This is a genomic window from Anaerobacillus sp. 63XJN7_4_ISO-PGPR-S23-413 (genome assembly GCF_056173725.1).
Genome location: NZ_CM149688.1, coordinates 2,390,204 through 2,416,683, shown reverse-complemented (window position 1 = coordinate 2,416,683; position 26,480 = coordinate 2,390,204). Strand labels below are relative to the sequence as shown.

Below are 26,480 nucleotides of genomic sequence, written 5' to 3'. Positions count from 1 at the left end.
GATGAGTTTTTTAGGTGTGTTTCTTTTGTTTTTTTATGAATTGTGCTACTATATCCGTAGAAACGATTCATTGCAGTAACTGACGACAAATGTGGAAATAACCACGAGGGAGCTGCGGTGTACAATGCCGGTCGTCTGGGCGAAGAAGTGAGTGACCTCTTTCTTTACCAATTTTCAGGAGGAATAGAAATGACAATTGAAACTAAAATTTTAGACGGAAAAGCAGTTGCAAATCGCATAAAGGAAGATCTGAAAACAAGAGTAGCTTCTCTTAAAGAAAAAGAAGTTACACCAAGTCTTGTAACGATTCTAGTTGGAGATGATCCTTCTTCTGAAACGTATGTGAGAATGAAGGGCAACGCTTGTGAACGGGTAGGAATTACGTCTAAAAAAATTCATCTCCCTGAAGACACGACAACAGAAACGTTAGTTCAAACTATTGAAGAATTAAACAATGATACATCAGTACACGGTATCTTACTTCAACATCCAGTGCCATCACAAGTTGATGAGCGTCTTGCTTTTGAAACCATTGCTATTGAGAAGGACGTTGATGGGGTAACAAGTGCTGGATATGGCCAAACTGCTCTTGGGTTTGGAACTTTCCCATCCTGTACTCCAGCAGCTATTATGAAAATTATGGAAGATTATGATATTCAAGCTGAAGGAAAGCACGCTGTTGTTGTTGGGCGTAGTCCAATTCTAGGAAAACCAGTATCGGCTCTCTTATTAAATCAGAATGCTACAGTTACAACGTGTCATTCAAGGACCGCAGATCTTGCTTCTCATGTTCGTCAAGCAGATATTGTGATAGCTGCTGTAGGAAAACCAGAATTTATTAAAGGGGACTGGGTCAAAGAAGGAGCGGTTGTGCTCGATGCCGGGTACAACAAAGGCAACATCGGGGATGTTGAATATGAGGCTGCTGCTAGAAAGTCCTCCTATATCACACCTGTCCCAGGTGGAGTTGGACCTGTCACAATTGCTATGCTACTAAAGCATACGGTTGATGCAGCTGAGAAAACAGTTCGTTAAAATAACATAAGATATGAAAAGCAGTTTAATGTAGGAGGACAAATACTTAATTTGTCCTTTAAGTTAAGCTGCTTTTTAAATTCGATCATACCACCTTGGTTATGAACATAGTGGAATTATGTAAGGTGATCAATTATACGAACGAACATAGTTTTTATAATAGTCTCTTATTTCAGTAGATAAAAATGTGATACTATCATAGATAATGAATCGTTTATTCATCGCTTCACACAGAAGTGATGAGTAGTGAGTGCCTTTTCCTTTCAGCAGTAATAAATGAGCATGGAAATCAAGAAACATGCTATCACCTAATAGAATAGATTATACAAAGACGGTAATTTAACTTACATAGTCATTAATATTGAAAGGGGATACATAATCATGAACACGAAATACTTAGATTTATTAGCTCAAAAATATGATAGTGAAGAAAAGGTAGTCACTGAAATAATCAACCTTAAATCCATTCTTAACTTACCAAAGGGTACGGAGCATTTTGTGAGTGATTTACATGGAGAATATCAAGCCTTTCAACATGTTTTAAGAAACGGTTCTGGGAAAGTGAAGGAGAAAATAACTGATCTTTTTGATGAGATACTACCAGAGAATGAGATTAATGAATTTGCCACATTAGTTTATTATCCTGAAGAAAAAATAAAGTTAATTAAAAATGCTTTTGACAATGAAACAGAATTATTCCAATGGTACGCAGAAATCATAGAGCGGATGCTTAAGCTCATCTCTTATGCGTCCTCCAAATATACACGTTCGAAATTACGAAAAGCTTTACCTGCTCAGTTTGTTTATGTGATTGAAGAACTACTATACAAAACGGACGATCTTACAAATAAGGAGACGTATTACCAAAAAATTCTCCAGCAAATTATTTCTCTCGGACAAGCTGATAAACTCATCATTGGTCTCGCATATACGACTCAGAGATTAGTCGTTGACCACCTTCACGTAGTAGGGGATATCTATGATCGAGGTCCAGAGCCTGACAAAATTATGGAAACACTGATTAATTATCACTCAGTTGATATCCAGTGGGGAAACCATGATGTTCTATGGATAGGTGCATTTGCTGGTTCAAAGGTATGTCTCGCTAACATTATTCGTATATGCGCAAGGTATAACAATCTGGAGATTATTGAAGATGTGTATGGAATCAATCTTAGACCTCTTTTAAATCTTGCAGAAAAATACTATCATGACAATTCAGCGTTTACGCCTAAAATTGATTCGGATGAGAAGCAATCGAATCATGAAAAATGTCAAATCACCAAAATTCATCAGGCGATAACTATGATTCAGTTCAAACTTGAAAGTCCGATTATAAAGAGGCGCTCATATTTTAATATGTCGGAAAGGCTGTTGCTTGAGAAAATAGACTTTGAGCAGAATAACATTACACTTCACGGTAAAACGTATCCGCTTGATAACACTTGTTTTGCGACCGTTAATCCAGAGCGACCGGATCAGTTATTAGAAGAAGAGGAAGAAGTAATCGATAAGCTGCTTTTTTCTCTCCAACACTCTGAAAAGCTGGCAAGGCATATGAATTTCTTGATGAAAAAAGGTTCTCTATATTTGAAGTACAACGGGAATTTATTAATACATGGATGTATTCCTTTAGATGAAAAAGGTAATTTGGAAGAAATGATGATTGAAAATAAATCTTATGGAGGTCGTGAACTGCTTGACGTTTTTGAAAATTATCTTCGACATGCGTTTGCACATCCTGATGAAACAGACGATCTAGCAACGGATATGGTTTGGTATTTGTGGACCGGACAATATTCATCACTTTTTGGTAAAAGAGAAATGACCACTTTTGAACGTTATTTTATTAAGATTAAAGCAACTCATAAAGAAAGAAAGAACCCATATTACTATTTACGTGAAAACGAGAATACCTGCCGAGATATTCTTGAAGAATTTGATCTTAATCCAGATCAAGGTCATATTATTAACGGGCATACACCAGTAAAAGAAATAGACGGAGAGAACCCAATTAAGGCAAATGGTAAAATGATAGTGATAGATGGAGGCTTCTCTAAGGCTTATCAATCAACCACAGGTATTGCAGGATACACGTTATTATTTAATTCATACGGCATGCAACTTGTCGCACATAAACATTTTAATTCCAAAGATGAGGTTTTACTAAATGGAGCAGATGTTTTATCAGTAAAAAGGTTGGTAGATAAGGAGTTAGAGAGGAAAAAGGTTCGCGAAACGAACGTTGGAGAAGAATTGTTACAGGAAGTCTATTTTTTAAATAGTTTAATGGAATATCGTTATGTAAATTAAAGGAATCACATGCCAGGGTATAAACGAATTTACAATTGCGGTTTACTATAAAAACAGCCCACAGAAATGTGGGCTGTTTTTATAAGGGGTATTCTGTAAATAACAACTCTAGCTCATTTGAGTTTTTAAAAGGTTCGAAATTAATAACCATACTTTTCAAACTCCTTCTTATTACCATGAAATACGTTAACATCTATGAACTTTTCTTCTCCGTTATACCCATTTAACTGCTCTCTGTCAGTATATTGCCAAAAAGTCCAAGATTGATTATCAGGTAAGGTTGGTTTAGTTAAAACATCTCTTATCCAAAGATCACACTGATTAAAGCTATCTTTGATATAGAGCTCATATGCCTTGTGAGTGGTATAAAGAATGACCTTTTTTTCATAGTGTTCTTCCAGCAGCGTTATCATCGTCTGAAGCTCTGACTCTACTTCGCTTCTATCAGGAGGATTTTTTTCTTTATCAGCATAAAATTCAACATCAATAACAGGTGGTAATCCATACTTATCAATCGGCACGGTTTCGATAAAATGCTTGGCTTGCGTCGCTCCTTTACTATCAAAACTGAAGAAATGATAGGCGCCGATTCGTAAGTTAGTCTTTTGAGCATTTTTCCAATTCGTTTGATAATATGGATCGATAAATGAGCTTCCTTCTGTCGCTTTAATAAAAGCGAAGGACATACCTTGGTCCTGTATTTTGGTCCACTCAATCTCCCCCTGATAAGATGAAAAATCGACACCTTTCACAGGAAAAGGTTTTATATTAGAAGCGTTAGGGATAATGATTCCTTCGTACCACAAAAAAACGGATATAAGCAGGAGGCTTATCAAAGCTATAATAAGAGAAGCAACAATTTTTCTCATCTTTTCCCCATTTCATTTTTTCTTTACAGTATAACATCTAGAAAGGTTATCGTTTCAAAGTATACCAAATTACGGAAAGACCCCCTTAATAGTTGAAAATACATTTTATTTATAAAAGGTTCACAAGGATTTTTAACTATTTTTCAGATGAACGAAATAAAAAAGTGAATATAACCTATTAAAAAATCATGAAATAATTGGTAAATTAATGTTACGATAAATAGTGGTATTCTGATGATAGCTTTAGAAAGTGGCTCATGTAGTAGATGAGTTTGTTTTAGAAAAATTTTTATGCAATTAACGATATGAGCTTATATTGTGGATAGTATGATTTTTGCTAAATTCGAGTGAAACATTTACTTCAATCCTTTTTCAACATAGAGCGTAAATAAGCCAAAAGTATCGATAGTCATTAACACAGAACAAGTGAAAGAAAGGAATAATTAGCGGTGAAAGATATGAAAAATAGATTAGCGCATAGAAGGAAAAAGAAGCGTAAAAAGAAAATATTGCTCAGTGTCTCATTTCTATTACTAGTTATCGTTGGTATTGGTAGCTATCTAGGCTATCAGGTTTATAACACGGCGAAGCAATCTTATAGTGAGCTTGATCGGGAGAATGATATTTCAGAATTGAGAGAGACAGAAGTGGACATTGGAGAAGAACCGATTTCGATTCTCCTTCTTGGAATTGAAAACTACTCTTCAGATGGAAAGGGTGGAAGAGCTGATACCCAAATTGTTCTCACACTTGATCCTGGTTCAAAGAATGTTACTATGACAAGTATTCCAAGAGATACGAAGGTAGAAGTTCCTATAGAGAAAGTAGGAGAGGAATATGATGGTAGTCATAAAATAAACGCTGCTTATACATACGGATATCTTAGTGATTATGGGGCAAAGAAATTAGCTGTAGAAACGGTGGAAGATCTATTGAATATTCCGATAGATCGGTATGTAGCTGTTGATTTTGATGGTTTTCATGATATTGTTGACGCTATCGGCGGAGTGGAAGTTGATGTTAAATACCCTTTCTGGGAAAAAAACTACTATTCAAATGATCGCATCTATTTCGATGAAGGCTTAACCGAAATGAATGGTGAAGAGGCACTAGCCTTTGTAAGAATGAGGAAACGTGATATAAATACGGTGTATTCAAGAGAAGAGCGTCAAAGGGAATTTATTAAAGCAACGGTCGACGAAATGAAGTCTGGAGACACGATCTTTGAGATTAATAAAATTTCAAATGTATTAAAAAATAATGTGGAAACAAATATTACACCAGGAGAGATTCTCGCTCTGCAGAGAGAATTTCCATCACTTAGTTCAACTGCAATTGAAACGAAAGAAATCAGGGGTACGACACCAGATGTAAGTGGTCCTTCTTACTTTATTCCAGATCTCGATCAGCTAGAATTATTGAAGAGCCAATTAAGAGAAGCTCTCAATTTATAGAATTTAAACGACATCCATATACTAAGAAAGAGACCAACAAAGGAAACTTTGTTGGTCTCTTTTGAGTTCGCGTATGAATTTAATTCATGACTATTAGACAACTTCAAGAAAGACTTTCTGACCTCGTTCATACTAAAGCTCTTTACGCAGATGATATTGCTCGTGTGGTGGTAGGATTATTTGTATGTGGTCATGCAAATGATGCAATAGAAACTATCTTATAAGGTTTTTTGTCAGAAAAATTGCGTAGACTTTACTTGAATGATTCTTTCATCCACCATATACTCATACTAATACAAGGAATAACGTTTTAAAAGGGAAAAACCCTTGTGATTCATGTAGAATAACAACTAGAGGAATATGCTCGTCAGGTGGGGGAAGAAAGATGAATAGTTTTATTGTCATGCAAGGAGATACATACCATGAGGAAAAAGAATCGGGAGTGATTTGGTCTCCTAAAGAGGACAGGGGAGGTCAGGTACCTCATTCTTGGAAAAGGCTGAAAGAAGTGAGACAAGGAGATCCTATTTTCCACTATGTTAAGGGAGATATTGTTGCCGTTAGTATTGCAAAGGTTGATTGTAGCGAAGAAATGCAACCGTCAACGTTGTGGAATCAAACTGAATCTAAACAGGGGTATTTAGTGAAGTTAGAATATCAAGAATTGGATGTTCCGGTGAATGTGAAAGAGAAGTTTCAAGAAATTTCTCCTTTATTACCTCTTAAATATTCGCCGTTTCAAAATGATGCTAGCGGGAATCCTGGATACTTATATCCTTGTAATGAAGCATTAACGATTAAATTGCTTGAGCTTATTAGTGAGTCGAATTTTTATCGCGTAAATGAAGAGCAATTAGAACTTACAGTCGATGAAGTAAGACGAACCGATCGGAATACGCTCGTTCCGGTGATTACAGAAACGGAATCAGAAGCAAAAACGAAAATGAGGTGGGGCAAGCTTAAATTTAGAAATGAAGTAGCCCCGTTATGGAAAGAACAATGTGCATTATGTGCAATTAACTTGCCGGAATTATTGAAGGCTAGTCACTCTAAACCGTGGAAGGATTGCTCCAATGATGAGCGATTGGATCCTTATAACGGGTTGTTACTTTGTCGAAACCATGCAGGTTTATATGAGGAAGGGCTAATTGCGTTTGATGGCCAGGGTCGCTTGCATATTTCTTCGATTATGCAAGAAAAAGACTACGAAATTTACGGATTAGTGGAGCGAGCAAAAATCAGCATTCATCAGGAAAATAAAGTCTATTTCAAGTGGCATAAGCGAAAGATATTTAGAAAGTAATTGTTACAGTTTGGCTATGGGGTTGAACTCAATAAAGTATCTGTTTAGGGTTACAGTGCCATTGGAAAATATATAAGAAAGAATGGACTTCTCATGAAGAGAAGTCCATTCTTTCTTTGAGCTTTAATTATTGCTCTTTTAGTTAAGCGAAACTTACCAAGAAAAATAATCTATCTAACATTGCTAGGCAAAGGGGCATTTGATGAAATGAATCCTCTGCTGAGCAATTCATCCCAGAACGCTTTCGGTATATCACGTTGAATCATATTGAGATCTTCCTTAATTCGATCTGGACGTGTTGATCCCGGAATGACTGATTTTACGGCAGGATGAGAAGTTGAAAATTGAAGGGCTGCTGCTTTTAATGGGACATCATATTTCTGACCTATTTCGTTTAGCTGATTGACTCTGGCAATAATATCAGCATCCGCCTTCTCATAATTGTAATAATCCCCGCCCAGCAATACACCGGAGTTATAAGGTGATCCAATGACGATGTCAACATTATTTTCTACAGCTTTTTTCAACATTTTTTGTAAAGCCTGTTCATGCTGTAGCAATGTATATTGGGTAGCCGACAAGCATACATCCGGTTGAGTTTCTTCAAGTTCCATTGCTTTTTCAATCGGTTCTGTCGTATTAACACCAAGGCCCCACGACTTGATTACTCCTTCTTTGCGCAGGCGTGTCAACACACGAAAAGCTCCTTCACGAGCTTCATCAAATTTGGCTAGCCACTCATCCCCGTGAAAATCAGGGGAAACGTCATGAACAAAGACAAAGTCTAATCGATCTGTTTTTAATCGCTCCAAGCTTTGTTCAATAGATCGTTTCGTTGCATCTTCCGTGTAGTCCGTAATCACTTTATTATTCCGGGCATGTTGGAATAAACCTTCCTTGTTTTCTGTATCGTCAGTGATATAACGGCCGACTTTTGTACTTAATAAGTAGTCATCCCGGTTATATTGCGATAGTACGTTACCAAGGCGCATCTCTGCCAAACCTGCACCGTAGAAAGGGGCAGTATCAAAATAACGTACTCCTTGATCCCACGCGGTTTGAATCGTTTTGCGTGCTTCTTCTTCTGGAACTTCCCTGAACATATTACCTAAAGGAGCAGTGCCTAATCCTACTTGATGTTTTAATGCATTATCAAAGGATGTCATAAGTTCAATTCCACCTTTAATTAAATGATATAATTTTCTACCCAGAAAAAGGGAAAAATAAACGCGATAGAATAAGAAATGGCAAGAGAAGATGCAGTCACTATATCAAAATAGATTACTAGTTTTATCATCCATTAAGGAGTTATTCCGTCTTAAGTAGTGAGAAATCGATAACGGCATTTGGTGAGAGTTGGAAATCGGTTTTGCTTTCTGATCGTCTATTTACTAATTTGTTCGTTTAACTGAGCAATACGAAAATGAAAATACCCCGCAAAATGTTCTTTCCATTTGCGAGGCACCTTATTTAAGAAATTAAATGGATTCTTCTTTATCAGGACTTTCGGGAGACCAAAACGCTTTAATTATGATTCATTCTCATTCTTCTTATAAATCCGCTCCACCACTTCCTGAAGCGTATCAGGCTTATGAAACTCGACAGGAGAAAAGCCTTTCTCGAACGTAATCGAATCGGCTTCAATCGCAAGCACATACTTGCCGTTTACCTTCGCAAGATGAATCGATTCGCCGAAGTCAGACAGCATCGCTTTGACGGACACGTGGTCAAGCTTCAGCTTCAACTCAACGTCAGGGGAGTGTTCCACGATTTGTGAAGTAGCTTCCACGACTTGTTCGGTCGTAAAGCGCTCCTGTAGCTCTCGCTTAGGACTCTGAGACCATTCCTCTATCGCTTGTTCGAACTCTTCTTTTTCTTCGCTTTCTTCCTGATACGTTTCTTGGATATGCTCTTGTACCATACCCATCGTCTGAGTCTTAACGATTTCAGGCATCGACTTTTCGTATTCGACCCATTTTAAGAAGTCTTCGAAGTAACGGGCGTGAGAGGACTGATGGACTTTAATCTCAGCACTGTCAATCATGCCTTCTTCTGGCATGTAGGGGTATTGGACGGATTTCATGCTTTTTGTTGTGATCGCCATTTCCACATTCTGAATCAGTGTATCTTCATCAGTAATTGTTGCTACTTTCGGTTCAAAGTCGCACTTCAAGATAAAGAGAAAAGGATCATCAAAGAGTTTTGTAAGCTTTGACGTGGCCACAATTAACACGCCACCTCTGATAGCGCTTGTATCCAAATACATTTGAACAATTTGATCGGATGAAGTTTCGAAATCATCTGCTGATTCAGCATAACGTGTCCGATCGAATAAATTATAATTTGGATTCGATGTTAAATCATGACCTTGCTCAACAATGAAGCGCCCAATTTTCGTAGGTGCTCCTTCTGACTTCGCGTGACGATCGACTTTACGTTTCATGATTTTCGTTAACTCACCGTTTAGAAAGTCTTTTAGTGAGCTTTCCTCATAGGCATCTGCGTCAAGAGTTTGATAATGCTTGTAACGTCGTTCTTCACTTTCTCCGCTTCCTTCTACTTGTATTAAATAAAAGGAAAGATACTGCATTTTAAATTCCATTTCATCACCTGTCTTTACGTTTGCGTTTATTCAGTATAGGCAAGGTTTTGCATTTCGTCAATCACTGAAAAGAAGTGATTTAGAGAAGGAATATTTCTTTGAATTCAAAGTTTTTTTGTATTTAGCCAATTAAATTTTTACATGAATCGACATTACTCTTATAATGTAGGTAGGAATAATGATGAAAAGGGGAGAGGCAATGGAAGCGAAGCAAACCGTTTTTGTAAATGAGTTTACGAATGGTATTTTGGATCCAAAGGAAGAGATGATAGGACCATTGAAGGACGGCGGTCATATTATTGCAAATACTGCACCTGGCTGTTGGGGACCCATGATCACCCCCTGCTTAAGAGGCGGCCATGAAGTAACAAAACCTGTTTTTGTGGAAGGGGCTGAAGTTGGTGACGCCATAGCGATTCGAATTAAATCCGTTCAAGTTACATCTATGGCTACTGCTTCAGGAAATGATCGTCCCGTTGATGGAAGATTTGTCGGTGATCCTTTCGTTGCTGTCAAGTGTCCTGGCTGCGGTGAACTATATCCAGAGACTAAGATTGAAGGTACAGGACCAGAAGCTATTCGGTGTTCAAATTGTGGAGAAGATGTGACGCCATTTGTGTTTACGAATGGGTATACAATGGCATTTGATTCGAATCGAACAATAGGTGTGACAGTGGATGAGGCAGCTGCGAAGTACATAGCAGAACATGGAAAATCATTTATGGCTACTCCCGAGAACTCTGTACAAAATCCAGTTGTTACTTTTGCGCCAAGTGATCTCGTTGGAACAATGGCTAGGCTCCGTCCATTTTTAGGGCAGCTCGGAACAACACCTTCACGCCCATTGCCCGATTCTCATAATGCAGGAGACTTCGGTCAATTTCTCATTGATGCTCCGCATGATTATGGCGTAACGAAAGAGGAATTAGAAGATCGTACAGATGGTCATATGGATATTAATCGCGTTAGAGAAGGTGCGGTTCTCATTTGTCCTGTAAAGGTCCCAGGTGGAGGCATTTATATTGGGGATATGCATGCCATGCAGGGGAATGGAGAAATCGCCGGCCATACTGCTGACGTATCTGGTATCGTAAACCTTCAAGCAAAGGTAATCAAGAATCTTAACATTGAAGGCCCTATTTTACTCCCGGTACTAGAAGATCTACCTCATTTAGCTAAACCTTTCACCGATAAGGAAAAAGCATCAGCTAAACAAGTAGCAGATATGTACGGGGTTGCAAAAATAGAAGAATCTTTACCTCTTTCTTTTATAGGCACAGGAGCAAACCTTAATGAGGCAACAGATAACGGCCTTAATCGTGCAGCAGAAACTCTGGGAATATCAGTTCCAGAAGTTATGAATAGAGCAACGATCACTGGTTCGATTGAAATAGGGAGGCATCCTGGTGTTGTCACGATTACATTATTAGTACCTGTACACTTATTAGATGAACTGAGTTTAACAGACCTAGTTCGCAATCATTACAACGCGGCAAAATAATTACCATAACAGACAGCTCATTAGCTGTCTGTTGATTTCACATGAATGAAGCATGGTACTAATTGAGTATGCTAAATGTAACGATGTTGTTTTAAGTAAGGAAAAATGGGGAATTTAAGTAAAAATATATTATTTACTTTCGTTATAAAAATTTTCCAATAAAAGTAAATGATACCACTGAAGCGAGGAATTCACCATGAAGATTAATTTTAACCAACTTCAATACACTCCGATCACCCATATATATGGACCAGACATTCAAACGATTAAGTGCCTTACATTTCATTCAAAAATGTCAGGGTCTTCTTCTGTTTTTTTTGCAATTAAAGGCGAGAATCACGATGGACATAAATACATAGAAGATGCGATTAAGAATGGATCAGTAGCCGTAGTAGCAGATCAAGATGATCTCATTACAAGTCTTGCTCACAGTTATCCTCATTGTACTTTTATTCTTGTTGATGATGTTAGAAACGCAATGGCATCCTTTTCGAAACAATATTATGGCTCTTCAGACGAGAAATTAAAGACGGTTGGCGTTACAGGTACAAATGGTAAAACAACCGTTGCAGCTTATGTGCGCTCGTTACTTACACTGCTAGGATTGCCAACAGGATCTATTGGAACAACAGGTATTTGGTCCTCCAAAAAGAAAATTCCCTATGAGAAAAGCACGCCAACGACTCCTGAGTCACTTGATCTTCATCGCATCTTCAAGGATTTGATAAACGAAGGAGATGGGGGAGTAGCGATGGAGGTTTCTTCTATTGCTCTTGATCAAAAGCGGGTAGAAGGAATTGAATTTGATGTCGCTATTCACACTAACATTTCTCCAGAACACCTGGAATATCACCATACTTTTGAACATTACAAAGCTTGTAAAGAAAAACTCTTCAATCAAGCAAAAGCGGCTGTAGTCAATGTAGACGATGAAATGGGCGTTGAGCTTAGCCGAGCTTATGAACATCGTAAAGTGACTTATAGCTTAAACCCACATGCAGAAGCGGATCTCATAGCCACTGAGTTGGAATATAGACTAGATGGTACCTCATTCAAATTGCTCTCACATGGTGAAGCATACGATGTTTTTGTACCAGTTTTTGCAGATTATAATGTTGCAAACGTGCTTTCTGCTGTAGGGACAGCTTTATTACTTGGATACCGACTGCAAACGATTATTAAAGTGCTGCCACAATTAGAAAGCCCTGAAGGTCGTTTTCAAGTAATTAGTGGGCCTAACCGGGAAACGATCATCCTGGATTACGCGCATACTCCAGTAGCTTTAACACGTCTTGTAGATGAAGTGAAAAAGATGGATCATCGCAAGCTCATTGTTATGATTGCTGGAATTGGGATCAGGGATTTTGAGAAGATGCCTAAAATGGCGAAAGCAATTGAAGGTAGAGCGGATGAAATTATCGTCACAGTTGATCATCCCGGCTATCATGAGCCATCTCTCATTGTCGACAAGGTTATGTCAGGATTTTCGAATCCTAATGATCCTAATATTTATCGAACGAACACAAGAAGAGAGGGCGTCTTGAAATCTTTACAACTTGGCAGCGAACAAGATATTATCCTTTTAACAAGTGGATGTATCAACGGTGCTCAAATTGTAAAAGGAAATGAAATTCCTCATTCAGATGAGGACATCATCGAAATGTATTATCATCTTTCTTCTTAAACCTCCACTAGGAGGTTTTTTAATTCTTTTAACCAAAAAATAAGGGTTGATAACAGATGAAAGCTGACGTACACTTTAACTTTCAATAGATCGTGAAAGGACGTAATGGTGTGACTTGGGAAATATTAAATATCATTGGTACAATTGCCTTTGCTGCAAGTGGAGCACTCGTTGCATTAGAGGAAGAGTTTGATTTTCTCGGTGTGATTGTTCTTGGACTTGCTACAGCATTTGGTGGTGGAATTATACGGAATTTATTAATAGGGGTGCCTGTCGCTTCGATTTGGGACCAGGATGTGCTTATTATGATTGCGATCGGCACAATCCTGATCATTTTTGTTTTTCCTGCAAGCTGGATTAACTACTATTGGGAGAAGTGGGGGAGCTTCTTTGATGCAATTGGGCTTGCTGCATTTGCGATTCAGGGCGCGCTATTCGCAGAAGAAATGGGTCATCCTTTTATTGCTGCCATGGTTGCTGCAGCCATGACGGGAACTGGTGGTGGAATTATTCGTGATTTATTAGCGAGAAGGAAACCGACCGTTTTACAAAAAGAGGTTTATGCTGTGTGGGCCATGATGGCAGGGTTGTTAATTGGTCTTGGTTATCCACAAGAACTGCCTCAGCTCATGTTCTTATTTGGTGCCATCGTCTTTCTAAGAATGCTGTCCCTCCGTTATGGATGGAAATTGCCATATCGTAGCATTCATAGTTCATAGGAAAAGGTAATGTTCGTCAGGAGATGAACATTGCCTTAGAAATAAGTGGAATATAAAATGCAGCTCTCTTAAAGAGCTGCATTTTTGTTATGAGCTAATTTTTTTTTTGTTATGAGCTAATTTTTCGTATTTTGTATGCTTTAACTGAGCTACGATCATAAAGCTCACAATGACTAATAAAAGCCACGAGCTAATTTTACCAATATGTACGATTTCCCAATCACTTTGCTGATTTGGATACGCCCATGCTCCGAAAAACGTCGCAATATTTTCAGCAATCCATATGAAAAAACCAATGAGTACGAAAGATATAGGGAGAGACATCCTGTAAATTGTCTGGTGGACAGTAAAGTACACCATCGTTCGAAAGAAGAGAACCACAACAAGGATCTTCAACACCCAGCGAAAATCATATAGAAAATGATGGGTGAAAAAGTTTCCATAGATGGCAATTCCTAAACCGATCGTCATCCAAGATGTAGGCCAAATCACTAATTGTAAATTCAGTCGTCGCCATGCCTGGCACATGTAACTAGCAACACTTGCATACATGAATCCGCTATACAGTGGAACGCCCGCTATTTTGAAGATAGCTTCCTCTGGATAAGACCAGGAACCCATATGAACTTTATATATCTCGAGTGCCAAACCAATAATGTGAAAAACAAGAATCACTTTCATTTCATCAATTGTCTCAAATTTGGTTATTAATAAGAAGATTTGTGCTAAAATGCAAACGATAAGAATAAAATCATACCTTGGTAGAAAAAAAAGCGTCATTCTTTCGCTTAATGCTAGCGTTACAAAAATAATTAATGGAAACAGACAAGAAATGGCTTGCAAGTAACCGAAGTAAAAAAGATTATAGATATGCTTCATAAGCACCGCCTTTTTGAACGTAGTTAACATATAAGGAAGGAGAAATCATATGAGCGATAAAAATAATCGGAATAATGACCTACCGACAAGATTGAATGTACTACTTGTACTCACATTCTTGTTGTTTATGATCCTTGTCATTCGACTGGCAGTTATTCAATTGTAGTTTTACCTGATTCAGGATAATCACAGTATTCAATGATTGTTCCTTCTGTATCAGCTGGATTTAAATAAATTAATCTTCTACCGTGTTTGTTCACTCGTCGCGTATCTTCCATTACACGAATATTCTGTTGAGCTAATTCCTTTATCGCCTCATCAAGGTTATCGACAACATAGGCAACATGGTGGACGCCTTTCCCTTTTTGTTTCATAAAACGTGCGATTGGGGAAGTGGAATTATTCGTAGGCATCAGTAGTTCAATACGACTGCCATCAAGATCTATAACGGCAATTTCGCTTTCTACACCTGTTGCTTCACTACGGTAACGGTCGAAAAGATTGCCACCTAATACTTCTGTATAAAACTGAACTCCTTCATCTAAACGTCTGACTGCAATTCCAATGTGGTCTAATGTTTTTTTCATAGTGAGACTCCTTCTTCGTGTAATGGTGTTATTTTAGCATAATGAAAGACTTCACCTGAAGAAATAGGTTGAAAAAAGGTGCGTTTTCATTAAAAGAATATTAGTCAATACAGTCGGTTTGTGTGCTTAACTGAATTTATGTAAAATGGACAAAGAATCGAAATCAATGAAAAAGGTGTTACATATGAATTCAACAATTATTGTCGGCTCCGGTATCCTTGGAGCTTCAACGGCTTATCATCTTGCAAAAGAAGGAATAGACGTTACGATTATCGATCGTAGTGAACCTGGACAAGCGACAGAAGCGGCAGCTGGTATTGTTTGTCCATGGCTTTCCCAACGTCGGAATAAAGTCTGGTATCGACTTGCTAAAGGGGGAGCAAAATATTATCCAGACTTGATTGACCAATTAATAAAGGATGGAGAAACAGAAACGGGTTATAAGAAAGTAGGGGCAATCAGCCTCCATACTGATGAAACAAAATTAGATAAAATGATCGAGCGTGCTAAAAAGCGACGAGAAGATGCACCAGAAATCGGGGACATCAAGAAGCTATCTTCTGAGGAAACAAGAGAAATATTCCCCCCTATAGCTGGAGATTACCAGTCTGTATTTGTTAGTGGCGCGGCAAGAGTGAACGGTTCAGCTCTTCGTAATGCGCTACTTCGCTCAGCTGAAAAACACGGAGCTACCATCATGTATGGTGATGCTAAGCTTTATTTGTCAGAAGACGAAGTGACTGGTGTTACTGTAGGTAGTGAGACCTTTATAGCGGACAAAGTAATTCTGACAGCTGGAGCCTGGGCGGAAGAGCTTTTATCTCCAATGGGCCTCCACTTTAATGTTACTTCTCAGAAAGCTCAGATCGTCCACCTTGAAATGAATAATTCGGTAACGAATGAGTGGCCAGTCGTGATGCCACCTAACGATCAGTACTTATTAAGCTTTGATGATGGACGCGTCGTTGTTGGGGCAACTCATGAAAATGAAGCTGGTATGGATCAGCGTGTGACTGCTGGAGGACTGCAGGAAATCTTTACTAAAGCCCTATCCGTCGCCCCTGGATTAGCGGGTAGTACGTTTTTAGGAGCGAAAGTAGGGTTCCGTCCTTTCACACCAGGGTTTTTACCAGTGTTTGGTTATGTGCCTGGTAGTAAGAATTTACTTGCTGCTAATGGTCTGGGGGCTTCTGGACTCACAGTTGGCCCGTATCTCGGCTTGGAGCTAGCTAGACTTGCGCTCGGAACGAAAACAGAACTTGACCCGGCAGATTATGACATTGAAGTAGCCATAACTAAACAAGAAACTTAAGATAACATGAAAATGAAGCAGTTCAGTGTAGCGTGCAAAGATTGATTTGTAACTACATTGAACTGCTTTTTGTATTTGAACGATAAATCTAATACGGAAGGGTATCGTGAATGAGACTAAATCTACTCAAGATAATAGATAGGATTGTGGTATTATTTAGAAGTGAATATGAAAGTATTGTAATTGAAAATGGATGGATGGGGCAATTGCAAATAGTGATTTAAAACTTTCGGCTGATCAAAAAACTGCGAAAGGAAGTGCTTTAATGGCAAATAGTAGAATGAATCCTAAAGTTGATGGCATTATCAATAAATCCAAAAAGTGGCAGGAAGAATTCAAGGAATTGAGAATGATCATTCTTGACTGTGAGCTGACTGAAGAATTGAAGTGGGGGGTCCCATGTTACACATTCCAAGGAAAAAATATCGTTTTAATACATGGATTTAAAGAATACTGTGCACTATTATTTTTTAAAGGTGTCTTGTTACAAGATACGCATGACATGCTTATTCAACAAACGGAAAATGTACAGTCTAGCCGTCAGATAAGATTCACCCATATAGAAGAAATAGTGGATAAGGAAAACATATTGAAAGAATATATTTATAACGCCATTGCTGTTGAAAAAGCTGGTTTAGAAGTGAATATTAAGAAGAATATAGAAATCCCTGAAGAACTTCAAAATAAATTCAATGAAGTTCCTGCATTACATTCTGCATTTGAAGCTTTAACACCAGGAAGGCAAAGAGCATATGTCCTTTACTTTTCTAAAGCTAAACAATCCAAAACACGAGAAGCAAGGATCGAGAAATATATGCAGCAAATTCTACGGGGAAAGGGATTAAATGATTGAGATAATAATAATACTTCCTGATCCAGCCGCAGGTAACTTCACTGGCTGTGGATGAGATTTTTAGATTTGATATTCTTCATGCCTGAAGTGAAAGCCCGGAGCATTACTGCTTCGAGCTTTTTGGGAGGGGTTAGTAAAGGGGAAGTGCGGTTTTGTTCATGAGGCCATGATCACTGATCCTCCAAGGATGGCAACAAAATAGGCCATGTAAATGACAAAAGGTGAGAGTTTATTGTTTTTGGTTCCTAGTTTTTTTCTAATTAGTTTTATAAAAGAATAGAAGAGTGCAAAAATAGCTATGAAAATGACAGCTGATCGTAACGAGTACCAGTTTAGCGGAACAAAATGAAAAAAATGATGAATCGATAGTAGGGAAAATAGTCCTAAAGGCATTACCAGAAGCTCTGCAAGATCGTTTTGAGAGTGGTCACTTGAAAAAACGATTAAGAGAATATTCTTAATGGTACTCATGCTAGTCCCCTCCTTTTTTGTAGAGTGATTTATTATGGGGATATTTGTTAAATCAAGCATATCATACATGTTTATTATTTCTTCCTCAAAAATGTGGTGTATATATTTTTAGTGGGTTTTGGAAGGATCGGATCAAATAAGAAAGAAGGAGTAAGTACTGAAAATTAATTTGGGAGGGAAGGTCATTCAAATGAATCCGATTTTAAATGAAATTGGTGCTGTTTTTATTCCCGTAAAAAATATTGAAAATGCAAAAAATTGGTATTGTGATTTACTAGGGATTCCTGCCCATGGCGACATAGTAGCAGGACATTTGTATGTCGTGCCAATGAAAGGTAACCGCCTTGTATTGGATAGCAAAATTTATTCTGAGCATAACCTTTATAAAACTCCACCTCTTCATTTCAATACGAAAGACATTGAAGTCGCTTTTTCTTTTATGAAAGAAAAAAGAATTGAGCTTATCACTGATATTGAGAATGGTCATTGGTTTAATTTTAAAGATCTTGATGGAAATGTACTCATGATTTGTGAGTAGCACTGTTTAAAATAAGATCTGGATGAAATGGAGGAAGACATGGTGAAAATAGGGGGTGTGCTTTGTGCGTTACTCCTCGTAACAGCCTGCTCAAGTAATGATCCAAACTCAAGTTCTAGCGATGGTGCAGATGAGGAGATTAAAAGAGAGTCAGCCTATATTGAAAATTTAAATGTTCCATGGGAGATCGTCCAAACAGAAGAAACGTTTTATCTCACAGAACGAGCAGGTAAGGTAGCGAAATTCGATAATTCCCTGAAAAGACAAACGATCCACCTTACTAAACCTGTGCATAGTGAAGGTGAGGGCGGGCTTTTGGGGATGGCACTAGCTGAAGATTTTCCTCAGTCCCAAATTGCGTTTCTCTACCACACTTATGTAGAAGGTGAGAAGACTCTGAATAGGGTCGTGAAGGTTGAACTTATAGAAAGCACCTGGGAAGAAACGGATGAGCTTCTAGCGAATATTCCTGGCTCTCAGTTTCATAACGGAGGAAGACTGAAAATCGGACCAGACGATATGCTTTATATCACAACAGGTGATGCTGGAGAACCGGAGCTTGCACAGGATAAAGGTAGTTTAGCAGGCAAAATTTTACGTATGGATTTAGAAGGAAACGTACCAGAAGATAATCCATTTAATGATTCTTATGTTTATTCTTATGGACATCGAAACCCTCAGGGTCTTGCGTGGAATGAAGAAGGACAGCTTTTTAGTTCAGAGCATGGGCAGTCTGCTCATGATGAAATCAATCAAATTGAAGCAGGAAACAATTATGGGTGGCCAGTGATTGAAGGAGATGAAATTGCTGATGGCATGGTGCAGCCGCTCTATCACTCTGGAGATGATACATGGGCTCCGTCAGGAATGGTTTTTCAAGATGACAAACTTTACGTTGCTTGCTTAAGAGGCGAGGAAATTCGGTCGTTTGAACTGAAGGGCCAGGGTACTACTGTGGAGACAGAAGATATTGGACGAGTTCGCTCCTTATTATTGGACGAGGACACATTATTTGCGATAACAAACAATAAAGATGGTCGGGGAGACCCGGTTAAAGAGGATGATCGTATGGTGAAGATACGTTTAGGAGAATAGCGCTATAGCAAAAGTTAGAAGTTAATGAAGAAGTAAGAGCGATTTTAGAAGGAAATCGTTCTCTGCTTTTATGACTGCTTTGTTTGTGTTTTTTTGAATAGAATGGCCTTATTAAATAGATAAGGCACTAAAAAAAGGGTACTGTGTTATCTACACAGTACCCTTAATCATATTCAATATCCTAATATGCTAATGCAAACAATCCTTTAATGTGTGAAAGGTAACGGACGTTACTTGCTTCTTTCATCACAGATGCAGGAAGGCCTTTAAGGGATGTTGCGTTGCCACCGATTTGAGCAACGGCATCCTTACGACCAAGACTTGCTAATGTTCCAGAGTTAACTGGTTCGAATTCTTTGTAGTCTTTGTCATAAAGGTAAGCATACAAGTTGTAACCAATAAGGTCACCCATTTGCCAAGCGATTTGAGCAGTTGGAGGCTGTGGACGTTCGTCACCTGGTTTGAAGTAAACGGCACTGTCACCAGCAACGAATACATCCTCATGAGAAGTGGATTGCAGGTAATTGTTCACTGTTGCACGGCCTCGATTGACTTCGATACCGCATTCTCCAACAAGTGGATTACCTTGAACGCCGCCTGTCCAAACAAATGTGTTTGTAACAATCTTTTGGCCATCTTTCAATTCCACGACATTTCCTTCTACATTCGTTACAGGAAGGTTTGTTAGGAATTCAACGCCGCGTTTTTCAAGGCTAGTCATCGCTCGGTTGATTAACTCATCAGGAAGCATTGGAAGAATTTTAGGCATCGCTTCAACAAGCTTCAATTTGATCTTGGCAGGATCTACGCCATATTTACGAGCAAGCTTTGGTGTTTCATCAGCTAGTTCTCCTACGAGTTCAGTCCCTGTAAGACCGCCACCGCCGATGAGGATTGTAGCATCTGCTTCGTCACCTGATGCTGCAAAGCTCTTGATGCGTTCTTCAACATGAGCGTGGATGCGGTTTGCATCTTCAGCCGATTTCAGTACCATGCTGTTTTCTTCAAGTCCTGGGATACCGAAGTACGCTGTTTTACTACCTAGTGCTACGACTAATGCGTCGTAAGAAAGTGTAGAGCCATCAGATAACTTAACTTCTTTATTATCAACAGAAAATGAATCAACCGATGCTACTTTAAGATTAATGTCATTTCCTTTTAATAACTTATCCAGTGGAAGTGCCGCAGCTTCCGTTGAGATGTTACCAGCAGCTAGACGGTGCAACTCTGTAATGATTTGATGAGTAGGTGTTTTATTAATTAATGTAACAGTAGCTTCTGATTCATTTAAGTATTGACGTACGGATAAAGCAGAAAGAAGCCCACCATAACCTGCGCCCAAAATGACTATTTGTTTTGACATGATTGTTCCTCCATTTCTAGCAGATCAGTATTATTTTTGGTTACTTTTTTCTCCTGAAACTTTAAGATAAGCATTCACGAATCTGAAAAGCTTCTGAGCTTGAGGATCCTTCAACATTTTTAAAAGACCAAATAACCCAATAACTTCTGAGCTCTTTTCAGCTTCATCTTTTGCTTCAATTGCATTTGCTGCCACGTCTTTTACGGAGTTTGTAACAGGATGAAGGATTTCAGACATAAATTCTACTGTATCATTCTTCAATACATCATCTGTTGCAAGACCTTGGACCGTATCATATGATTTAGACATCATATTAACAAGTTCCGTTACTTTAGGAAGTTCCTTTACAAGCACGCTTAGTGACTCTTGAACTTTAGGATCCAAAAGCTGATCAAGCAGTTCGCGTTCGTCTTGAGTAGGGACGCGTTTTTCGCCTGTTTCGGTTGTGATTGATTCTGACATAGTCACTTCTCCTTCTTGTAAGCAGTTACGCTTATTTGTTATATAGTAAGGCAAAACCATGTTAAGGTATTTTTATACCTGATTAGAAACGAAGTTACTAATCAAGAGATAGAAGAAAAGTTGGACTTCACTCTGTTTATTTTTCCCTATAAAGTGTCTATCATCCAGTCATCTTTTATACCTACTCTAATAGGTTAAATTATCCTTGAGCGAATTTCAATGCATAGCCTCATACTTAACCGCTTACATCAATAATTTCGTGAAGAATATCACGTTCTGTCGTTTTTAAAGAGTATAATATGGATGAATAAGTAAAAAGTGGGAGTAATTATCATCGATGAAATAGAGTTAAAACATCATTTAATGAAATTAGAAGAAGAACTATTAAAGCCTGAAGTACGTTCTCATCCAGATAGATTAAATCAGATACTTGCAGATGATTTCTTTGAGTTTGGAAGTTCAGGGAAAGTGTGGCATAAAGAGGGGGATTACAATAATGGTCTTTCCAATAGAGAAATGATTCTAAGTGAATTCGAGATACGCTTTTTATCAGAGGCTGCCGTTCTTGCAACATATCGCATCCATGATAAAACAAGATCACAAAAGACCTTAAGAAGTTCTATATGGAGAAACAATAATGGAACGTGGAAAATGATTTTTCATCAGGGTACGTTGACTGATTAAATTGCATAACATTAAAGGTTCAGGGACAGTATGATGTGAAGACGAATAGGTAAGCCGTTGCAAATCTTTACTTTAGTAATCAAAGGAGGCCTTTTTATGACAAAACATAAAATTTATACAATGAGCTTCTCAAGCGTCTATCCCCATTATGTGACGAAAGCGGAAAAAAAGGGGCGTACAAAAGCAGAAGTGGACGAAATCATTCGTTGGTTGACAGGGTATAGCCAAAATGAATTTGAAACTCAATTAGAAAAAAAGACAGACTTTGAGACCTTCTTTATGGAAGCTCCCCAAATGAATCCTTCACGCAAGATGATCAAAGGAGTGGTCTGTGGTGTGCGAGTAGAAAACATTGAAGAACCAACTATGCAGGAAATTCGCTATTTGGATAAGATGATCGATGAGTTAGCAAAAGGAAAAGCGATGGAAAAGATTTTGCGTAAATAATATCTTGGAAAGAAAATGTTCTGATTTATTTGCGAATTTACATAAACCTTTAGACAAGGGAGTCTATTGAAAACTAACTAATAGCCGTAACTCATTCCCAAATATGGAATTGAGATACGGCTTATTTTTATTTTGATAAAGTCATTTTTGATCATTAATAGAAAAAATTACAAAAAAAGACTTCTCAAATCAATTGGCTTTCGATATACTTTAACTGTACTACATATATTAATACAGTTAATACAGTTATAGCTAGTGAGAGTGGAGGTGAATTGATGTTTGAATTGGACTTTAGAAGTCGAAAGCCGATCTATGAACAGTTAGTTGATCGTTTGAAGCAGCTGATCATTAAAGATGTTATGAAAGACGATGAGAAACTTCCTTCTGTCCGTGAACTTGCGCATCAGCTGACAATTAATCCGAATACCATCCAAAAGGCATATAGAGAGCTTGAGTCTCAAGGATACATTTATTCAGTGAAAGGGAAGGGGAGTTTTGTTAATCCTTCAAAAAAACTTGAGAGTGAGGAGCTAAAAAACGTGCGAGATCAGTTAAAGAAGCTACTAGCTGAAGCCATTTATCTTGGAATGACAGTAGAGGAAATTGAGTCACTATTAACTGAAATTGAAGGGGGGAAAAAGGATGATTGAAGTAAACGGTGTTGAAAAGTCTTTTGGGACTAACAAAATCATCCATCAAGTTAGTTTTGCAGTGCAGCCTGGATCAATATATGGTTTGCTTGGTTCAAATGGCGCAGGAAAAACAACACTCATGCGAATGATTGCCGGTATTCTGAGACAAGATTCAGGAGAAATTCTCGTACTGGACCATCCCATTTATGAAAATGTCTCTACGAAGCAACGAGTGGTGTTTATTCCAGATGCCCTCTATTTTTTACCACAATATACAATGAGGCAGCTAGCCAATTATTACGCTAGTTTATATGAACAGTGGGATGAGGAGCGCTACACAAATCTAACGAATTTGTTTAAGCTCGATGAGAACAAGAAAGTAAGTCAGTTTTCTAAAGGTCTTCAAAGACAAGTGGCTTTCATCTTATCTATGTCAGTTAAGCCGGATGTGCTTATTTTAGATGAGCCTTTTGATGGTTTGGATGCGGTTATGAGAAAAAAAGTAAGAAGCATGATCATTCAGGATGTGGCTGAAAGAGAAATGTCTGTGTTGCTCTCGTCACATAATTTAAGAGAAGTTGAGGAGATTTGTGATCATGTCGGGATTCTTCACCATGGTGAAATTCTTCTTGAACGTGATTTAGATGCATTAAAGGAAGACGTACATAAAGTTCAAGTCGCATTTAAAGATTCAGGAGAACACGATTTGACTTCTAGCGATCTTGATATTCTCTATAAGGAAAAACGGGGAAGTGTTATTCTCTTGATCGTAAAAGGAGAAGAAAAGAAAGTGATGACTGAAATCGAGAAAATTGGTCCAGTCTTAATGGATCGATTACCACTTACATTAGAAGAAATATTCATCTATGAAATGGAGGGTGTTGGATATGCTATCGAAAACGTCCTTGTTTAGAAGAGAAATGTTCAAAAGAGATTTTAGAAATGTTGGTTGGATTAGTATTTTGTTCTTTTGTGGTCTTGCCTTTACTTTGCCGCTCCAATTACTCATGGCGTTTAACGATGAATATAGGATAGAAGCAAGCGGAGCTGGGCTTTTTGATCCGATATTTATGTTTGAAATACAATTTATGCTGCTATTTCTTATGCCCGTTTTAATGGCTGTATTTCTTTTTCGTTACATTCACGTGAAAGGTGCTTCAGACTTTATTCACAGTTTACCAATTAGCAGAGAGCATTTATTTCGCCATCACGCTTTATCAGGAGTGATTTTGCTCATTGCGCCTATTTTGTTGACTAGTCTTATTCTATTCATGTTCTTTTTGTTTACTGACGTGTCAGCTTTTTATTCAATTAGCCAGCTTGGTTATTGGACGTTGATGATGATCATTGTAAGCATTCTAACGTTTATGATTTGTGTCTTTGCTGGTACATTAACTGGATTATCAACCGTTCAAGCTGTTTTGACTTATATCCTTCTGCTTCTTCCGGCAGGAATTTATGTTCTTGTAGCGGTACATCTTAGCTTCTTTATTGCTGGTTTTTCAGACTTGGTGGTAATCGATCATACGGTAGGTAACTATTCACCCCTTGTCAACGTTTTTCAATATTACCCTAATGACCCACAGGAGGGGTATCTCCCCGTTCAGTATATAATGTTGGGTATCTATTTTATCGCTTCAATAGTATTCTACTTTGGTGGAAAAGCTATCTATAAGAAACGTCCATTAGAAGTAGCTACACAGACGATTGCCATTAACGTGTTAAAGCCAGTCTTTCAGTTTGGAATGACCTTTTGCTTTGCTCTAGTCGGTGGTACCTATTTTGGAGAAACTCAACTAATGTTATCGTGGTTGATTTTTGGGTACGTTATAGGTGGGATCGTCGGATATTTCCTTTCTTCAATGGTGTTAGATAAAAGCTGGCGTGTGTTTCACTGGAAGCACTTTAAAGGCTTGTTCGTTTACGGAGCAACAGCTGGTTTAATTATAGGGATTTTGCCATTGTTCTGGTTAAACTATGAAAGTTACGTTCCAGAAACGAGTGAAATTAAAAATGTTTATATAGGTGACAATATCTATCAGTTAGAAGAACATATCGAAAATACTTCACCTGATTTAATAGAATCAGAAGGTGCAATTAATGCAGTTATACAATTACAAAAAGAGATGATTAACCAGAACGATCAGTTTAATTCTACAGGAATGATGTATTTCATCTCTTATGAATTAAAAAACGGTGATCGCGTGCAACGTTCATATCAAGTCGATCGAAAGAACGTCCAGGAAACCCTTAAACGTGTAATGGAAACTAAGGAATACAAAGAATTAACTTACCCTGTCTTAAATAGTGACCCTTCAAAAATTCAAAAAGTCACTCTTCAACCGGGAGGGCCCGTCAATAAAGAAGTTTCCATACTTGATCCGCTTCAAATTCAAGAATTCTATCAACATGTAAGAGAGGACATTTACAGTTTATCCTATGATCAATTGATTCATCCAAAAGGGATTCGATCTCGTGTATCTGAAGTAAGAGAAGGTTCCGATTGGAAAGAGGAATACTACTATGCGCAAGACAATTCGATCTATAATTCCTATAAAAATACTGTTAATTGGTTGAAAGAAGAAGGCTTCTATGAGGATGCATTTATTGACGAAGGTGAAATCGATCATGTAAGCATTTATCCATGGGATGAAGCACAAAATCAATACCCGAGAGAAGCTTATGATCAAATTGTAGAGAATGAGTCCGTTGAACCTTTTGAGATAAAGGATAAGAAGCAAATCGAAATGATATTATTAAGCAGCAAAGAAGAAGAGGAAGGGGATTATTTAGTTGGCATTCATTATGAGGATATAAAAGGTGGGTATTATGAAGTGTTAACCTTTGATTCTTCAAATGCTCCAGGCTTTGTGCAAGATTACTTTAAGGACCAACAACAATGATAGACTCGAGAACAATTTGTTTTAATGACATCTTTACAAAACACTATAACCGCGTTTACTATACTGCATTAAGAGTCTTGAAAGATCACGGACTTGCCGAAGATGTGCTTCAAGAAACCTTTTTAAAGGCGTATGATCGATTAGACGAAGTGCAAAGTGAAAGGAAGCTAGGATCCTGGCTTTCAACTATTGCCGCTCGAAAATCGATTGATCAATTAAGAAAGCAAAAAAAAGTGACTCTGTTTAATACGGAAGATACTCTCATGAATCAAGCGGATCACGATTGTAACGTAGAAGAAGACTGTGAGATTCTTCTTTTTGAAGAATCTGTGAAAAAAAAGATCCATTTGTTATCCCCGAGATTAAGAGTGGTGATGAAACTTCACTACTATGATCATTTAAAGGAAAGTGAAATAGCATATAAACTGCAGCTATCACCGGGGGCAGTGAAGTCTCGTCTACATCGTGGGCGAATGGCTATGAGAACAAAACTAAGTGATGAATTAACACAAAATCATTCGGCATAATCAAAAAGCGTCCTTACTTAGGTAAGGGCGTTTTTACTTGATGATAAGAGGGCTAATAAAATTGAATTTTTCTGAATTGTATATGAACTAATCTTCAAAGGTGATTGGGTCTTACGAACATAAAAAATAGGAATTTAGATTTTTCGATTGTCGAAAATACAGAACCTTTTCAAAAATTAGCTGAGATAAATTATATCATCAATCATATTAAACAGTTGAGTAAATAAGGATAATGAATTTTAATGGG

The 26,480-nt window shown here is 37.9% G+C and carries 26 protein-coding genes and 1 riboswitch; of the genes, 18 read left to right on the top strand and 8 right to left on the bottom strand.

Features of this window, described 5'->3' with window-relative positions; translation table 11 throughout:
- Positions 1-65: 65 nt before the first annotated feature.
- Positions 66-148: riboswitch (ZMP/ZTP riboswitch) on the top strand.
- Positions 149-189: 41 nt separating this feature from the next.
- Together AC0VYO_RS12725 and fbp are read left to right on the top strand one after the other, a co-directional pair.
- Positions 190-1,035 carry a bifunctional 5,10-methylenetetrahydrofolate dehydrogenase/5,10-methenyltetrahydrofolate cyclohydrolase gene (locus tag AC0VYO_RS12725; protein WP_194221872.1) on the top strand — a complete coding sequence of 282 codons (846 nt, stop codon included), beginning with the start codon at positions 190-192 and terminating at the stop codon, positions 1,033-1,035.
- A 381-nt stretch (positions 1,036-1,416) separates the two neighbouring features.
- Positions 1,417-3,348: a fructose-1,6-bisphosphatase gene (gene fbp / locus AC0VYO_RS12720; RefSeq protein WP_475365351.1), complete on the top strand. Its 1,932-nt coding sequence runs from the start codon at positions 1,417-1,419 to the stop codon at positions 3,346-3,348.
- 140 nt (positions 3,349-3,488) lie between these two features.
- Here fbp and AC0VYO_RS12715 read toward each other — a convergent pair whose 3' ends face one another.
- Positions 3,489-4,217 carry a GH25 family lysozyme gene (locus AC0VYO_RS12715; RefSeq protein WP_475365350.1) on the bottom strand — a complete coding sequence of 243 codons (729 nt, stop codon included), beginning with the start codon at positions 4,215-4,217 and terminating at the stop codon, positions 3,489-3,491.
- Between the two features lie 458 nt (positions 4,218-4,675).
- Between AC0VYO_RS12715 and AC0VYO_RS12710 the strand changes: the two genes are divergently transcribed.
- The 3 genes from AC0VYO_RS12710 to AC0VYO_RS12700 all read left to right on the top strand — a co-directional run bounded on the left by AC0VYO_RS12710 (position 4,676) and on the right by AC0VYO_RS12700 (position 6,974).
- The gene (locus AC0VYO_RS12710; RefSeq protein WP_475367668.1) at positions 4,676-5,671 is read left to right on the top strand and encodes an LCP family protein; all 996 of its coding nucleotides are present in this window, start codon (positions 4,676-4,678) and stop codon (positions 5,669-5,671) included.
- An 86-nt stretch (positions 5,672-5,757) separates the two neighbouring features.
- Entirely contained in the window at positions 5,758-5,895 is a 138-nt protein-coding gene (locus AC0VYO_RS12705) for a hypothetical protein (RefSeq protein ID WP_475365348.1), read from the top strand.
- A gap of 161 nt (positions 5,896-6,056) precedes the next feature.
- A complete protein-coding gene (locus AC0VYO_RS12700) occupies positions 6,057-6,974 on the top strand; it encodes an HNH endonuclease (RefSeq protein ID WP_430243008.1) in 918 nt (305 codons plus the stop codon).
- A gap of 170 nt (positions 6,975-7,144) precedes the next feature.
- Here the strand turns inward: AC0VYO_RS12700 and AC0VYO_RS12695 are convergent, their stop codons facing one another.
- Entirely contained in the window at positions 7,145-8,140 is a 996-nt protein-coding gene (locus tag AC0VYO_RS12695; protein ID WP_475367667.1) for an aldo/keto reductase, read from the bottom strand.
- 362 nt (positions 8,141-8,502) lie between these two features.
- Complete coding sequence (locus tag AC0VYO_RS12690) at positions 8,503-9,576, bottom strand: DUF3900 domain-containing protein (protein WP_475367666.1); 1,074 nt, start codon at positions 9,574-9,576, stop codon at positions 8,503-8,505.
- Between the two features lie 199 nt (positions 9,577-9,775).
- On the opposite strand from AC0VYO_RS12690, the gene AC0VYO_RS12685 reads away from it, so the two are divergent.
- The 3 genes from AC0VYO_RS12685 to AC0VYO_RS12675 all read left to right on the top strand — a co-directional run bounded on the left by AC0VYO_RS12685 (position 9,776) and on the right by AC0VYO_RS12675 (position 13,480).
- Entirely contained in the window at positions 9,776-11,077 is a 1,302-nt protein-coding gene (locus tag AC0VYO_RS12685) for an acetamidase/formamidase family protein (protein WP_475367665.1), read from the top strand.
- A gap of 196 nt (positions 11,078-11,273) precedes the next feature.
- Positions 11,274-12,761, top strand: a complete 1,488-nt coding sequence (locus AC0VYO_RS12680; protein ID WP_475367664.1) for a UDP-N-acetylmuramoyl-L-alanyl-D-glutamate--2,6-diaminopimelate ligase — start codon at positions 11,274-11,276, stop codon at positions 12,759-12,761.
- A gap of 110 nt (positions 12,762-12,871) precedes the next feature.
- Positions 12,872-13,480 (top strand): trimeric intracellular cation channel family protein, encoded by a 609-nt coding sequence (locus AC0VYO_RS12675; RefSeq protein ID WP_194221863.1) that lies wholly within the window; start codon positions 12,872-12,874, stop codon positions 13,478-13,480.
- 87 nt (positions 13,481-13,567) lie between these two features.
- Here the strand turns inward: AC0VYO_RS12675 and AC0VYO_RS12670 are convergent, their stop codons facing one another.
- Positions 13,568-14,359, bottom strand: coding sequence for a DUF817 domain-containing protein (locus tag AC0VYO_RS12670; RefSeq protein WP_475367663.1), 792 nt, complete (start codon positions 14,357-14,359; stop codon positions 13,568-13,570).
- A gap of 152 nt (positions 14,360-14,511) precedes the next feature.
- Positions 14,512-14,946: a VOC family protein gene (locus AC0VYO_RS12665; RefSeq protein ID WP_475367662.1), complete on the bottom strand. Its 435-nt coding sequence runs from the start codon at positions 14,944-14,946 to the stop codon at positions 14,512-14,514.
- Positions 14,947-15,130: 184 nt separating this feature from the next.
- Between AC0VYO_RS12665 and AC0VYO_RS12660 the strand changes: the two genes are divergently transcribed.
- Both AC0VYO_RS12660 and AC0VYO_RS12655 read left to right on the top strand, forming a co-directional pair.
- A complete protein-coding gene (locus AC0VYO_RS12660) occupies positions 15,131-16,258 on the top strand; it encodes an NAD(P)/FAD-dependent oxidoreductase (protein ID WP_475367661.1) in 1,128 nt (375 codons plus the stop codon).
- 265 nt (positions 16,259-16,523) lie between these two features.
- The gene (locus AC0VYO_RS12655) at positions 16,524-17,111 is read left to right on the top strand and encodes a YdeI/OmpD-associated family protein (RefSeq protein ID WP_475369061.1); all 588 of its coding nucleotides are present in this window, start codon (positions 16,524-16,526) and stop codon (positions 17,109-17,111) included.
- A 156-nt stretch (positions 17,112-17,267) separates the two neighbouring features.
- Here the strand turns inward: AC0VYO_RS12655 and AC0VYO_RS12650 are convergent, their stop codons facing one another.
- Positions 17,268-17,582, bottom strand: a complete 315-nt coding sequence (locus AC0VYO_RS12650) for a hypothetical protein (RefSeq protein WP_475367660.1) — start codon at positions 17,580-17,582, stop codon at positions 17,268-17,270.
- Between the two features lie 190 nt (positions 17,583-17,772).
- Between AC0VYO_RS12650 and AC0VYO_RS12645 the strand changes: the two genes are divergently transcribed.
- Positions 17,773-18,120 (top strand): VOC family protein, encoded by a 348-nt coding sequence (locus tag AC0VYO_RS12645; RefSeq protein WP_475365340.1) that lies wholly within the window; start codon positions 17,773-17,775, stop codon positions 18,118-18,120.
- A 39-nt stretch (positions 18,121-18,159) separates the two neighbouring features.
- Positions 18,160-19,215: a PQQ-dependent sugar dehydrogenase gene (locus AC0VYO_RS12640; RefSeq protein ID WP_475367659.1), complete on the top strand. Its 1,056-nt coding sequence runs from the start codon at positions 18,160-18,162 to the stop codon at positions 19,213-19,215.
- Positions 19,216-19,396: 181 nt separating this feature from the next.
- On the opposite strand, the gene AC0VYO_RS12635 is transcribed toward AC0VYO_RS12640, so the two are convergent.
- Together AC0VYO_RS12635 and AC0VYO_RS12630 are read right to left on the bottom strand one after the other, a co-directional pair.
- Positions 19,397-20,578: an NAD(P)/FAD-dependent oxidoreductase gene (locus AC0VYO_RS12635; protein ID WP_283154090.1), complete on the bottom strand. Its 1,182-nt coding sequence runs from the start codon at positions 20,576-20,578 to the stop codon at positions 19,397-19,399.
- 30 nt (positions 20,579-20,608) lie between these two features.
- Positions 20,609-21,040: a helical membrane plugin domain-containing protein gene (locus AC0VYO_RS12630; RefSeq protein WP_430242989.1), complete on the bottom strand. Its 432-nt coding sequence runs from the start codon at positions 21,038-21,040 to the stop codon at positions 20,609-20,611.
- Between the two features lie 318 nt (positions 21,041-21,358).
- Here AC0VYO_RS12630 and AC0VYO_RS12625 point away from each other — a divergent pair, with 318 nt between their 5' ends.
- The 6 genes from AC0VYO_RS12625 (at position 21,359) to AC0VYO_RS12600 (ending at position 26,233) form a co-directional block, all read left to right on the top strand.
- Complete coding sequence (locus AC0VYO_RS12625; RefSeq protein WP_475365336.1) at positions 21,359-21,724, top strand: nuclear transport factor 2 family protein; 366 nt, start codon at positions 21,359-21,361, stop codon at positions 21,722-21,724.
- 96 nt (positions 21,725-21,820) lie between these two features.
- Positions 21,821-22,171 carry a DUF2200 domain-containing protein gene (locus AC0VYO_RS12620; protein WP_475365335.1) on the top strand — a complete coding sequence of 117 codons (351 nt, stop codon included), beginning with the start codon at positions 21,821-21,823 and terminating at the stop codon, positions 22,169-22,171.
- A gap of 275 nt (positions 22,172-22,446) precedes the next feature.
- Positions 22,447-22,821: a GntR family transcriptional regulator gene (locus AC0VYO_RS12615; protein WP_194221853.1), complete on the top strand. Its 375-nt coding sequence runs from the start codon at positions 22,447-22,449 to the stop codon at positions 22,819-22,821.
- A complete protein-coding gene (locus tag AC0VYO_RS12610; protein WP_430242983.1) occupies positions 22,814-23,716 on the top strand; it encodes an ABC transporter ATP-binding protein in 903 nt (300 codons plus the stop codon). The genes AC0VYO_RS12615 and AC0VYO_RS12610 overlap by 8 nt, the downstream gene beginning before the upstream one ends.
- Entirely contained in the window at positions 23,691-25,706 is a 2,016-nt protein-coding gene (locus AC0VYO_RS12605; protein WP_475365334.1) for a DUF6449 domain-containing protein, read from the top strand. The genes AC0VYO_RS12610 and AC0VYO_RS12605 overlap by 26 nt, the downstream gene beginning before the upstream one ends.
- Positions 25,703-26,233, top strand: coding sequence for an RNA polymerase sigma factor (locus tag AC0VYO_RS12600; RefSeq protein WP_475365333.1), 531 nt, complete (start codon positions 25,703-25,705; stop codon positions 26,231-26,233). The genes AC0VYO_RS12605 and AC0VYO_RS12600 overlap by 4 nt, the downstream gene beginning before the upstream one ends.
- Positions 26,234-26,480 lie beyond the last annotated feature (247 nt).